General features: G+C 70.0%; 9 protein-coding genes. 8 read left to right on the forward strand and 1 reads right to left on the reverse strand.

The window, feature by feature from the left end; translation table 11 throughout:
- Positions 1–42 precede the first annotated feature (42 nt).
- Entirely contained in the window at positions 43–531 is a 489-nt protein-coding gene (locus IFT51_RS04330; RefSeq protein WP_192059579.1) for an SRPBCC family protein, read from the forward strand.
- A 467-nt stretch (positions 532–998) separates the two neighbouring features.
- On the opposite strand, the gene gndA is transcribed toward IFT51_RS04330, so the two are convergent.
- The gene (gene gndA / locus IFT51_RS04335; RefSeq protein ID WP_308196172.1) at positions 999–2,471 is read right to left on the reverse strand and encodes an NADP-dependent phosphogluconate dehydrogenase; all 1,473 of its coding nucleotides are present in this window, start codon (positions 2,469–2,471) and stop codon (positions 999–1,001) included.
- A 403-nt stretch (positions 2,472–2,874) separates the two neighbouring features.
- On the opposite strand from gndA, the gene IFT51_RS04340 reads away from it, so the two are divergent.
- The 7 genes from IFT51_RS04340 (at position 2,875) to eno (ending at position 12,384) form a co-directional block, all read left to right on the forward strand.
- Positions 2,875–3,510, forward strand: a complete 636-nt coding sequence (locus IFT51_RS04340) for a 50S ribosomal protein L25/general stress protein Ctc (protein WP_192059581.1) — start codon at positions 2,875–2,877, stop codon at positions 3,508–3,510.
- A gap of 45 nt (positions 3,511–3,555) precedes the next feature.
- Positions 3,556–4,146: an aminoacyl-tRNA hydrolase gene (gene pth / locus IFT51_RS04345; RefSeq protein WP_192059583.1), complete on the forward strand. Its 591-nt coding sequence runs from the start codon at positions 3,556–3,558 to the stop codon at positions 4,144–4,146.
- Between the two features lie 43 nt (positions 4,147–4,189).
- Entirely contained in the window at positions 4,190–7,804 is a 3,615-nt protein-coding gene (gene mfd / locus IFT51_RS04350; protein ID WP_192059586.1) for a transcription-repair coupling factor, read from the forward strand.
- Between the two features lie 31 nt (positions 7,805–7,835).
- A complete protein-coding gene (locus IFT51_RS04355) occupies positions 7,836–8,600 on the forward strand; it encodes a MazG nucleotide pyrophosphohydrolase domain-containing protein (protein WP_192059587.1) in 765 nt (254 codons plus the stop codon).
- Positions 8,601–8,936: 336 nt separating this feature from the next.
- On the forward strand, positions 8,937–9,527 hold the full coding sequence (locus IFT51_RS04360) for a TetR family transcriptional regulator (RefSeq protein ID WP_192059589.1): 591 nt from the start codon (positions 8,937–8,939) through the stop codon (positions 9,525–9,527).
- Positions 9,528–9,770: 243 nt separating this feature from the next.
- Positions 9,771–11,015 (forward strand): histidine--tRNA ligase, encoded by a 1,245-nt coding sequence (gene hisS / locus IFT51_RS04365; protein ID WP_192059591.1) that lies wholly within the window; start codon positions 9,771–9,773, stop codon positions 11,013–11,015.
- Between the two features lie 88 nt (positions 11,016–11,103).
- Positions 11,104–12,384: a phosphopyruvate hydratase gene (eno, locus tag IFT51_RS04370; RefSeq protein WP_192059593.1), complete on the forward strand. Its 1,281-nt coding sequence runs from the start codon at positions 11,104–11,106 to the stop codon at positions 12,382–12,384.
- Positions 12,385–12,458: the final 74 nt, after the last annotated feature.

Below are 12,458 nucleotides of genomic sequence, written 5' to 3' on the forward strand. Positions count from 1 at the left end.
CGTCCCTCTCGAGTCAGCCAGGCATCGTGACAGGATGTGGCCATGCCTGTCGTCGAATCCCGTGTGGTCGTCCCGGTGAGCCCCGAGGTCGCCTTCGCGGTGTCGCAGACGCAGGGTGAGGCACGGAAGCGCTGGGATCCGTTCATCCGCCACCAGCACCTCCTCGGCGGCGCGACCGGGCCCGCCAAGGGCGTCCGCACCCTCACGGTGCAGCGGTTCGGGTTCCGGATGGAGAGCGAGTACGTCTCGTACGCGCCGCCCACCAACGTCGGGATGAAGATGACGAAGGGCTCGTGGTTCTTCGAGCGCATGGGCGGCGGGTGGCGGTTCAGCGCGGTCGAGGGCGACCCCGGCAGCACGCTCGCGATCTGGCGCTACAACTTCACCTGCCGGCCGAAGTGGCTCGCGCCGCTGGCCGAGCGCGTCGGCGCCGTCATCCTGCAGCGGGACATCGATCGACGCATCGAGGGGTTCGCCCGCGGCTGCGCAGACCCGCTGGTCCTCGCAGCAGCCGTCCCCGCACGCCCCTGACCTGCGGTCGCGCCTGCTCCCCCCCCCCCCCCCCCCCATGCCGGCTCGCGTCGGCAACTCAGGCGCAGAGCGGTGTTCCCGTACAGAACGCCCAGAGCAGCCCCGCTGCGCCTGAGTTGCCGACCGGTGCGCGGCAGAGAATCCTGGTGGCTGCCCGCGTGCGTCCGAACCGGCTTCCACTGATCGCCCGGCCCGCTCTCGCGTCGGCAACTCAGGCGCAGAGCGGTGTCTCCGTGCAGAACGCCCAGAGCAGCCCCGCTGCGCCTGAGTTGCCGACGCGACGGCCGTCTCGGCGACGCACAGACCCGGCGGAGGCTGAGCCGGCCCCCGCTACTGGATCCGTCCGCCCCAGCGACGCGAACGGGCGTGTCCGTCCGACCGGCCCGCCGAAGCAGTCCGGTCGCGACGAACACGCCCGTCAGGCCCGATCCCCGAGCACCCGGATCACGCCATGATCACCGGAGAGGTCAGTGGGTCGACGGCTCCGTCTCGATCTCCGACCGGTCGCCCGACCACAGCGTGTGGAACACGCCCTCCTCGTCGACCCGCTTGTAGGTGTGGGCGCCGAAGAAGTCGCGCTGCCCCTGGATGAGCGACGCCGGCAGTCGGGTGGACGCGAGCGAGTCGTAGTACGACAGCGCCGAGGCGAACCCGGGCACGGGGATGCCCGAGAGGGCGGCCTTCGCGACGATGCGGCGCCAGGCGTCCTCCCCGTCGCGGACGGCGGCGGCGAAGTAGTCGTCCTCGAGGAGGGTCGCGATGGTGGCGTCCTTCTCGTAGGCGTCGACGATGCGGTTCAGGAACTGCGCGCGGATGATGCAGCCGCCGCGCCAGATCTTGGCGATGGCGCCCTTGTCGATGTCCCAGCCGTATTCGAGGGCGCCGGCGATGATCGCGTCGAACCCCTGGGCGTAGGCCACGATCTTCGACGCGTAGAGCGCCTTCTGCACGTCGTCCTCGAAGCCGTCGCCGGCTTCCTGCACCTCGGGCCGGCCCTGCAGGGTCGCCTGCACGGCGGCGCGCTGGTCGGGCTTCGACGACACGGCGCGCGCGAAGACGGCTTCGGCGATGCCGCCGACGGGCACGCCGAGTCCGACGCTGTTCTGCACCGTCCAGACGCCGGTGCCCTTCGACCCGGCGGCGTCGACGATCTGGTCGACGAGCGGCCCGCCCGTCTTGGCGTCGACCTGGCGCAGCACCTCGGCGGTGATCTCGATCAGGTACGACTCGAGCTCCCCCTTGTTCCACTCGTCGAAGACGGCGGCGATGGCGGCGGGCTCGTGTCCGCCCACGCGGCGCAGCAGGTCGTACGACTCGGCGATGAGCTGCATGTCGGCGTACTCGATGCCGTTGTGGATCATCTTGACGAAGTGTCCGGCGCCGTCCGACCCGACGTGCGTGACGCACGGCTCGCCCTCGGCGACGGCGGCGATCGACGAGAGGATCGGGCCGAGGGTCGCGTACGCCTCCTTCGATCCGCCGGGCATGATCGACGGCCCCTTGAGCGCGCCTTCCTCGCCGCCCGAGATCCCGGCGCCGACGAAGTTCAGGCCGCGGTCGCGCAGTGCGGACTCCCGGCGGCGGGTGTCGAGGAAGTTCGCGTTGCCGCCGTCGACGATGATGTCGCCCTCCTCGAACAGGTCGGCGAGCTGGTCGATGACGGCGTCGGTGCCGCGTCCGGCCTGGACCATGATGATCGCGGTGCGCGGCTTCTGCAGCGAGGCTGCGAAGTCCTCGATGGTCTTCGACGCGATGAACCCGGCGTCGCCGTGCTCGCTCATCAGCGTGTCGGTGCGTTCGGGGGAGCGGTTGTACACGGCGACGGTGTTGCCCTCGCGGCTCGCGAGGTTGCGGGCGAGGTTCGAGCCCATCACGGCGAGCCCGACGACTCCGATGTTCGCCTGCGGGGTGGTCGACGTTTCTGTTCCCTGTTCGGTCACGGTGACTTCCTCTCGATGGGGTGGGTAGCCGCAGACTATGCCCCCGTCCCGAGCGTGTGACGGGTACTGTCCGTACCCGTCCCGGCAGTCGCCTCCCGGCCCGCCGACCGGCCCTCCGACAGGTTCCCGAGCGTCGCCGCGGCACAGCCCGGGGGCCACGAGCCGAGGAGGCGCGGGTTGGCGACACGCGCGGGCCCCGTGTAACCTCGGAAGCTGAACTTCGGCGAGGGATGCGCATGCATCCGTTATCGACGCGGTAGGCAGGCGCTCAGTCTCGGACGAGCGGGTCCTTCGGGGCCCGTCACCTCACGGCTGCGGGGTCTTTCCTCACGCGATACGCGTTCGAGTTGAAACCGACCACACATCCGGTCCGCCCCCGCGGCGGCCTCAGAAGGAGACACACATGGCTGACGCCAACAACCTGTCCGCTCTCGTCCGCACCAGCTTCGGCAAGGGCGCGGCTCGCAAGATCCGTGCGAACGACCAGATCCCCGCGGTCATCTACGGTCACGGCACCGACCCCCAGCACGTCACCCTCCCCGGTCACGAGACCATGCTGATCACGCGTCGTGCGAACGCCGTCATCACGCTCGACATCGAGGGTACCGAGCAGCTCGCCCTCGTCAAGGACATCCAGCGCGACCCGGTCAAGCAGACCATCGAGCACATCGACCTCATCGTCGTGCGTCGCGGCGAGAAGGTCACCGTAGAGGTGCCCGTGCACGTCGAGGGCGAGTCGTACCCCGGCACCATCCACGTGCTCGAGCTCAACGCCGTCGAGCTCGAGGTCGAGGCCACGCACATCCCGCAGAACGTCGTCGTGTCGATCGAGGGCCTCGAAGAGGGTGCGCAGATCACCGCGGCCGACCTGAAGCTGCCCTCGGGCGCGAACCTGGTCAGCGAGCCCGAGACCCTCGTGCTCGCCATCTCGGTGCCCCAGCTCGACCTCACGACCGACGCGGTCTCCGACGAGGACGGCGAGGCCGCCCCCGCCGAGGGCGACGTCGACTCGATCGAAGACGAAGAGCGCTCCGAGTAACACCCCCTGCCGGCGCAGAACCACTGAAGAGACGATCGACGGACGATGGCATCAGACGATCAGTGGCTCGTGGTCGGGCTCGGGAACCCCGGGCCCGGCTACGCCGGCAACAGGCACAACGTCGGGCAGATGGTGCTGGCCGAGCTGGCCCACCGTCTATCCGTCGGCTTCAAGCGCCACCGCACCAACGCGACCGTCGCCGAGGGTCGCCTCGTGCCGGGCGGCCCGCGCTTCGTGCTCGCCAAGCCCGACACGTTCATGAACGTCTCGGGCGGCCCCGTGCAGGCGCTGCTCCGGTTCTACGACCTCGACGTGTCGCGGTTGATCGTCGTCCATGACGAGCTCGACATCGACTTCGACACCCTCAAGCTGAAGCACGGCGGTGGTCACGGCGGGCACAACGGTCTGCGCGACATCATCGCGGCGACCGGTTCGAACGAGTTCACCCGGGTGCGGGTCGGCATCGGCCGCCCGCCCGGGCGGCAACCCGCCGCCGACTTCGTCCTGAAAGACTTCGGTGCCTCCGAGCGTCAGAACCTCCCGATCCTCCTCGCCGACGCCGCCGACGCGGTCGAGATGATCGCCGCCGACGGGCTCATCGCGGCGCAGCTCAAGTTCCACACCGCCAGAGACTGACGCTCGCGTCCCGCTCCAGGTCGGCACGGGTACCATCTATCGCGTGATACTCGCGGGCTTGATTCCGGCGCTTTCGCGCGCCTCCACCTTTTCGGCTGCCCTCGACCGGCACGGCAAGAGCACGGACTTCTCCGTCGTCGACGGGTTGCGCGTCCCTCTGCTGGCGGGTCTGCTCTCGCGGCGCGAGGGCCCTCAGGCTCTGCTCGTCGTCACGGCGACGGGGCGTGAATCCGAGGCCGCCCGGGGGTCGCTGACGAGCTTCCTGCCCGAGGCCGAGATCATCGAGTTCCCCGCGTGGGAGACCCTTCCGCATGAGCGGCTCAGCCCGAGCGCCGAGACGGTCGGGAAGCGCATCCACGCTCTGCGGCGACTCGCCGCGTGGTCCGAGCAGGCGGCTTCCCAGCCTGAGGCGACGAAGCCGATCGTCGTCGTGGCCGGTGTGCGGGCGGCCCTGCAGCCCCTGGCCGACAATCTCGCGTCGATCGAGCCGGTGGTGCTCACCGTCGGCGATCGCGGGCACGACCTGTCGGCCATCGCCCTGCGACTCGTCGACCTCGCCTACGCGCGGGTCGACATGGTCACCCGGCGGGGCGAGTTCGCGGTGCGCGGCGGCATCCTCGACGTGTTCCCGCCGACGGCCGAGCACCCCGTCCGTGTCGACTTCTTCGGCGACGAGGTCGACCAGGTGCGGCGCTTCTCCGTCGCCGACCAGCGGAGCCTCGACGGCGAGGTCACGACGGTCGACCTCCCGCCGAGCCGCGAGATGCTCCTCACCGAGCAGGTGCGTCAGCGTGCCCGCGAGATGCAGCACGAGTTCCCGAGCCTCGCGCAGATGCTGGCGAAGATCGGCGAGGGCATCCCCGTCGAGGGCATGGAGTCCCTCGCTCCGGCCCTCGTGCACGGTCTCGTGCCGCTGACCCACTACCTCCCGGAGGGGGCCGCCATCGCCGTGCTGTCTCCCGAGCGCGTCGTGTCGAGGGCCCGCAGTCTGGCCGAGACGAACCGCGAGTTCCTCTCGGCAGCATGGAGCGCCGCGACCGCCGGCGCCGAGGCACCGATCGACCTCGACGCGGGCGACTTCATCTCCCTGCGCGATCTCCGCGACTCCGCGGGCGACCGCACGTGGTTCTCCCTGAGCACCTTCGACAGCGGCGAGGTCCTCACCGACGAGGAGGCGATCGCGTCGGCGGGCGACTACGTCCGTCTCGCGGCCGACGCGGTGCCGAGCTTCAGCGGTCATGCCGAGGGCGCCCTCGACCATGTCGTGTCGCGCCTCGCCGACGGCTGGAGCATCGTCGTGACCTCGCGCGGCGTGGGCCTCGTCGAGCGGGCGCGCGACGTGCTCGCCGAGCGAGGGGTCGCCGCGCGGCTGCATGAGTCGCTGCCCGAGTCGCTCGAGGCGGGGGTCGCGCACCTCGTCGCCGGTGGTGTCGAGGCCGGCTTCGAGATCCCCGACGCGAAGCTCGCCGTGCTGGGCGAGAGCGACTTCTACGGTCGATCGGCGAACTACGACTCGCGACAGGTGACGAAGCTCGCCAGTCGACGCAAGAACGTGGTCGATCCGCTGCAGCTCAAGCCCGGCGACGTCGTCGTGCACCAGACGCACGGCATCGGCAAGTTCATCGAGCTCACCAGCCGTGTCGTCAGCACCGGCGGCAAGAACGCCGTCAAGAACAGCCGCGAGTACCTCGTGCTCGAGTACGCGCCCTCGAAGCGCGGGTACCCCGGCGACAAGCTCTACGTGCCCACCGACCAGCTCGATCTGCTCAGCCGCTACGTCGGCGGCGAGGCGCCGTCGCTCAGCAAGATGGGCGGCAGCGACTGGGCCTCGGCCAAGAGCAAGGCGCGTCGCGCCGTCCGTGACATCGCCGTCGAGCTGGTCAAGCTGTACTCGGCGCGGATGTCCAGCAAGGGCCACTCGTTCCCGCCCGACACCCCGTGGCAGCGCGAGCTCGAGGAGGCCTTCCCGTTCGCGGAGACCGCCGACCAGCTGACGACCATCGACGAGATCAAGGCCGACATGGAGCGCCCGATCCCGATGGACCGCCTCCTCTCGGGCGACGTCGGCTACGGCAAGACCGAGGTCGCCGTTCGCGCCGCGTTCAAGGCGATCCAGGACGGCAAGCAGGTCGTCATGCTCGTGCCGACCACTCTGCTCGTCAAGCAGCACTTCGACACGTTCTCCGACCGCTTCGCCGGGTTCCCCGTGCACCTCCGCAGTCTCTCCAGGTTCCAGACCGCGAAGGAGTCCCGCGAGACGATCAAGGGCCTCGGCGACGGCACGGTCGACATGGTGATCGGCACGCATCGCCTCCTGAGCGAGGGCATCGCGTACAAAGACGTGGGTCTCGTGATCATCGACGAAGAGCAGCGTTTCGGCGTCGAGCACAAGGACGCCTTGAAGAAGCTCAAGACCAACGTCGACATCCTGGCGATGTCGGCCACGCCCATCCCGCGCTCGCTCGAGATGGCGGTCACGGGCATCCGCGAGATGTCCACCCTGACGACGCCTCCCGAAGACCGCCACCCCATCCTGACCTTCGTCGGTCCCGAGAGCGATCGGCAGAAGGCGGCGGCGATCCGGCGCGAGCTGCTGCGCGAGGGGCAGGTGTTCTTCGTGCACAACCGGGTGTCGAGCATCAACCGCGTCGCGGCGCAGATCGCCGAGCTGGTTCCGGAGGCGCGGGTGGCGGTCGCGCACGGACAGATGGCCGAGTCGTCGCTCGAGCAGGTCATGGTCGACTTCTGGGAGCGCAAGTTCGACGTGCTCGTCTCGACCACCATCATCGAGACCGGTCTCGACATCGCGAACGCGAACACGCTGATCATCGATCGCGCGGACAAGTACGGGCTCAGTCAGCTGCATCAGCTGCGCGGGCGCGTCGGCCGGGGCCGTGAGCGCGGGTACGCGTACTTCCTGTACGACGCCGAGCGACCGCTCAGCGAGACCGCTCAAGACCGCCTCGAGACGATCGCGGCGAACAACGAGCTGGGCGCGGGCATGCAGGTCGCGTTGAAAGACCTCGAGATCCGCGGCGCGGGCAACCTCCTCGGCGGTGAGCAGTCGGGGCACATCGCCGGGGTCGGCTTCGACCTGTACCTCCGCATGATCGGCGAGGCCGTGGGGGCGTTCCGCGGCGACGTGGCCGAGGGGCAGACCGAGCTGCGACTCGAGCTCCCCGTCGACGCGCACATCCCCGACGAGTACGTCGAGAGCGAGCGACTTCGTCTCGAGGCCTACCAGAAGCTGTCGACGGCCAGCTCGCCGACCTCGACCGACGATCAGATCGACTCGGTCCTCGACGAGCTCACCGACCGGTACGGCACGCCGCCGGCGTCGGTCCTCGCACTCATCGAGGTGTCGAGGCTGCGCCGTGCCGCGCAGAAGATCGGTCTCAGCGAGGTCGTCGTCATGGGCGCCAACCTCCGTGTCGCCGGTCTCGATCTGCCCGACAGCATGCAGGTGCGGTTGCAGCGCATGTACCCGGGCTCGCGCTGGTTCGGTCAGACGAAGTCGGTCAGCGTGCCGCTGCCCCGTCCTCACGGCGAGGCCCTGCCCGACGGCGAGCTGATCACCTGGGTCGAGCAGCTGATGACGGCGATCTTCGGTGCGGAGACGCCGCGTCCCGCCACGGACACCGCGGCGACCGCCGGCTGACGACGCGACGGAGCAGGCCGAGGAGGCGCGGGTGACCCACGACGACACCACCGGGACCGAGATCGCCGAGCTGGTCCGCGTGGTCGCCGCCCTGCTGTCCGACGACGGCGGCTGCGACTGGAACCGCGGGCAGACGCACGGGAGTCTCGTGACCTACCTGGTCGAGGAGACCGCCGAGCTCGTCGAGGCGATCGAGGAGGGGACGACGGCTGATCGCCGGGAGGAGCTCGGCGACGTGCTGTACCAGGTCGTCCTGCACTCCGCTCTGGCTGAGCGTCAGGGGGCGTTCGACCTGGCCGACGTCGTGCGCGACGTCACGGCGAAGACCGTGCGTCGTCATCCGCACGTCTTCGGAGACGACGAGGCCCGCGACGTCGACGACATCGTCCGGCTCTGGTCCGCCGCGAAGGCGCACGAGAAGTCCGAGCGGACGAGTGCCTTCGACGGCGTGCCCGGCGGTCTGCCGGCCTTGGCCCGGGCTCAGAAGATCGACGGCCGACGTCGGGCTGCGGGTCTGCCCGCCGACGAGCCGCCGAGGGCGTGCGAACCGGGGGAGGAGGCCGCCGGGTCCAGGTCGGACGGAGGCTCGACCGGCAGGCCCCCGGTCGACGACCCGACCGAGGGCGTTGCGGTGGACGACGAGCTCCTGCTCGGTCGTGAACTGGCGCGGATGGTCGACGTCGCGACGAGTCGGGGCATCGACGCAGAACGCGCACTCCGACGTGCCGTACGAGAGCGTGAGGCACGGCTGCGAGCGGTCGAGACCGAGGGTAGGGCGCCCCACCAACCCGAATAGGCGGGGCGCCCTCACGTGAACCCCCCACGAGCGACCCCGATCGCGAAGAAGGAAGTCGTCTGGCTGGTGTGTCACGTCGTCGCTGCCGGCACGCCAGAGAGGGATCAGACTCCATGGGCCTTGCAGCGATAGAGATAATGTAGAGCATCGTGCAGTAAAATGTCAAGGGTCATCCGACGAAACACACGAACGCAGACCAGGCTGTCCGCTCGATGTCCTGCCATCGACCGACCGGTTGGTTCCTGTGCGGCGTCGGCACACGTCTGTTATGGTCGCCAGACGACGGTCGGGGCCGCGCAGGGCGTCCCGACACGTCCGCACGAAGGAGTGGCATTCATGCCTCGCAAGCCCGATCCGACACGCAAGCCCGAGCTGCTCGGCCAGATCATCGACCACCTCCGGTCGCGGAGCATCGCGACCGTCTCGTTCCGCACCCTCGCCGAGGCTCTCGGTGTCAGCACCTACGTCTTCGTCTATCACTTCGGCAACCGTGCCGAGCTGATCGCCGAGATCGTCCGAGCGGTCGTCGGCCGCCACGATCACCTCCTCCCCGCCGACGCCGCGTCGCTCGACGCGGCCGCGTTCCGCGGGCACCTCGTCTCGTACTGGGACGAGGCGTCGAGCGAACGGGGTCTCGACCTCCAGCGTCTCGAGATGGAGTCGGCGCTGCTCGAGGTCGTCGCCGGCGACGAGCCGGGTGTCGCTCGGCAGGCGGGCGCCCGTTGGCGCGAGGCCGTGTCGACGTGGCTCGTCGCCCAGGGCACCTCGTCGGAGGACGCCACCGTGCAGGCGCGGGCCTTCGTCGCCGAGGTCGAGGGGCTGCTCTACGACGCCGTCGTCGCCGGTGGCGCCGACGAGCCCGGTGCGGTGTTCGTGCACCGGGTCGACGCGCTCGTCGAGAGTGCCGGGGCGGCGTCCCGCGGCTGACTCGCCGCTCGGCGGGTCGTCTCCGAGCAGGTGTCGCGACGCCGTCAGACGAAGAACGGGCCAGGTGCTCAGCACCTGGCCCGTTCGGGCGCCCTCACCGCAGGGAAGGTAGGGCGCCGTGACCCGGCGGCATGCAACCCGATTCACGCCGCTTGGTGCTCATACTGTACGTGGAATCTCACATGGAGCGCAAGTCGGGTCGGGGCGGGCTCGTCGCGCCCTCGGCTCTGAGAAGATGTCCCCATGCCGTCACACGTGAGCCCGCCCCGCGGGATGAGAGACTTCCTCCCCGCCGAGAAGCGTCGCCGGGAGCGCGTGCTCAGCACCATCCGCGACGTATACCGCTCGTACGGCTTCGACGAGATCGAGACGCCCGTGGTCGAGTCGACCGACTTCCTCTACTCGGGTCTCGGCGGCGACAACGAGAAGCAGGTCTTCGCCGTGCTGAAGCGCGGTCTCGACGTCGACGACCTCAAGTCGGCCGACTCCGCGCTGGCGCTCGCCGACCTGGGGCTCCGATTCGACCTCACCGTGCCGCTGGCCCGGTTCTACGCCTCGCACCGCGCCGAGCTGCCGGCGGTCTTCCGATCCGTGCAGGTGGCGCCCGTCTGGCGGGCCGAACGTCCGCAGAAGGGTCGCTACCGGCAGTTCGTCCAGTGCGACATCGACATCCTCGGCGAGGCCGGCCCGCTCGCCGAGATCGAGCTCATCTCGGCGACCACGGCCGTCCTCTCGGCGCTCGGCCTCGAGGGCACGTCGATCCGCATCAACGACCGCCGGGTGCTGCTCGGGGTCCTCTCGCACTGGGGTGCGCCCGCCCACCTGACGGAGCAGGCGCTGATCGAGCTCGACAAGCTCGACAAGATCGGCGTCGAGGGCGTCGTCGCGCGTCTCCACGAGATCGGGGTCGAGCACGGCGGGCTGGAGGATGCGCTGCGCGAGCTCTCGACGGCCGACTGGTCGACGATCACCGGCACCGAGCCTCCTGCCTGGCTCGACGTCGCCGCCGCCGCCGATCTGGTGGCGCTCCGCGAGGCCCTCCCCGGCGCGCGTCTCGTCTTCGACCCGACGCTCGTGCGCGGCATGGGCTATTACACGGGCACCATCTTCGAGGTCGCGCACCCCGAGTTCGGCTACTCGCTCGGTGGCGGCGGCCGCTACGACGGCATGATCGGGCGGTTCCTCGGCGCGGACGTCCCCGCCGCCGGCTTCTCGTTGGGGTTCGAGCGCATCGTCGACCTCGTCGACCAGGGCGACCCCGATCACGACGGTCTCGCCCTCGTGCACGACGCGGGCGTGCCCGCGGCCGAGCTCACGGCCCTGCGGGCGGCGCTGCTCGAACGGGGGGAGGCGCGGGTCCGTCTCGATCGGCGCGTCAAGAACCTCACGCGCCAGCTCGACACCCTCGCCGAGTCCGGCTACACGCGCTTCGCCGTCGTGCGGGGCGGAGAAGGCGTCGACGACCTGCAGATCAAGACGCTCGGCTGACAGCGGGCCGTCCGCTGCGGCGCGGTGCCTCGCTAGGATTGGCGCGGACCTCGGTCCTGCGAACACAACGACTACTAAGGAGTTCTCCGTGGCAGCAATCGACGCCGTAGGCGCCCGCGAAATCCTCGACTCGCGGGGCAACCCGACCGTCGAGGTCGAGGTCCTGCTCGACGACGGGACGGTCTCTCGGGCCGCCGTCCCCTCGGGCGCATCGACCGGGGCCTTCGAGGCCTACGAACTGCGCGACGGCGACGCGAGCCGCTACCTCGGCAAGGGCGTGCTCAAGGCCGTCTCGGCGGTCATCGACGAGATCGGCCCGGCCGTCGAGGGCTTCGACGCCACCGACCAGCGCCTGATCGACGCGGCGATGATCGAGCTCGACGGCACCGACAACAAGAAGCGCCTCGGCGCGAACGCCATCCTCGGCGTCTCGCTGGCAGTGGCCCGTGCGGCCGCCGACTCGGCCGATCTGCCGCTCTTCCGCTACCTCGGCGGGCCGAACGCGCACACGCTCCCCGTGCCGATGCTCAACGTCATCAACGGCGGTTCGCACGCCGACAGCAACGTCGACATCCAGGAGTTCATGATCCTGCCGATCGGCGCTTCGACCTTCGCCGAGGCGCTCCGATGGGGCGCCGAGACGTACCACGCCCTCAAGAGCGAGCTCAAGGCCAAGGGCCTCTCGACCGGTCTCGGCGACGAGGGCGGCTTCGCGCCGAACCTCGACAGCAACCGGGCCGCGCTCGACCTGCTCGTCGACGCGATCACCAAGGCCGGCTTCACGCCCGGTGAGGACATCGCGCTCGGTCTCGACGTCGCCTCGAGCGAGTTCTACGCCGACGGCTCGTACACCTTCGAGGGCGAGAAGCGCGACTCCGCGTTCCTCTCCGGCTACTACGCCGACCTGGTCGCCTCGTACCCGCTCGTCACCATCGAGGACCCCCTCGACGAAGACGACTGGGAGGGCTGGGCGCACCTCACGCGCGAGATCGGCTCGAAGACGCAGATCGTCGGCGACGACCTGTTCGTCACGAACCCCGAGCGCCTCGCGAAGGGCATCGAGGCCGGCGCCGGCAACTCGATCCTCGTCAAGGTCAACCAGATCGGCACGCTGACGGAGTCCCTCGACGCCGTCGCGCTCGCACAGCGCAGCGGCTACACGACCGTGCTGTCGCACCGCTCGGGTGAGACCGAAGACACCACGATCGCCGACCTCGCGGTCGCCACCGACGCCGGTCAGATCAAGACGGGGGCCCCGGCCCGCTCCGAGCGCGTCGCGAAGTACAACCAGCTGCTCCGCATCGAAGAGGAGCTCGGCGACGCGGCGGTCTACGCCGGTCGCTCGGCCTTCCCCCGCTTCCGCGGCTAGGCACGGCTCCGAGGGGCCCGTCCCGCTTCGGCGGGGCGGGCCTCTCGGCGTTCCGTGACCGACTCGACAGGGCG

The organism is Frigoribacterium sp. CFBP 13712 (genome assembly GCF_014842255.1).
Lineage (GTDB): Bacteria > Actinomycetota > Actinomycetes > Actinomycetales > Microbacteriaceae > Frigoribacterium.

Excerpts from the sequence above, each read along its gene's own strand:
- IFT51_RS04340 (WP_192059581.1), top strand. The coding sequence starts at position 2,875 with ATGGCTGACGCCAACAACCTGTCCGCTCTCGTCCGCACCAGCTTCGGC.
- IFT51_RS04360 (WP_192059589.1), top strand. The coding sequence starts at position 8,937 with ATGCCTCGCAAGCCCGATCCGACACGCAAGCCCGAGCTGCTCGGCCAG.
- pth (WP_192059583.1), top strand. The coding sequence starts at position 3,556 with ATGGCATCAGACGATCAGTGGCTCGTGGTCGGGCTCGGGAACCCCGGG.
- IFT51_RS04330 (WP_192059579.1), top strand. The coding sequence starts at position 43 with ATGCCTGTCGTCGAATCCCGTGTGGTCGTCCCGGTGAGCCCCGAGGTC.
- hisS (WP_192059591.1), top strand. The coding sequence starts at position 9,771 with ATGCCGTCACACGTGAGCCCGCCCCGCGGGATGAGAGACTTCCTCCCC.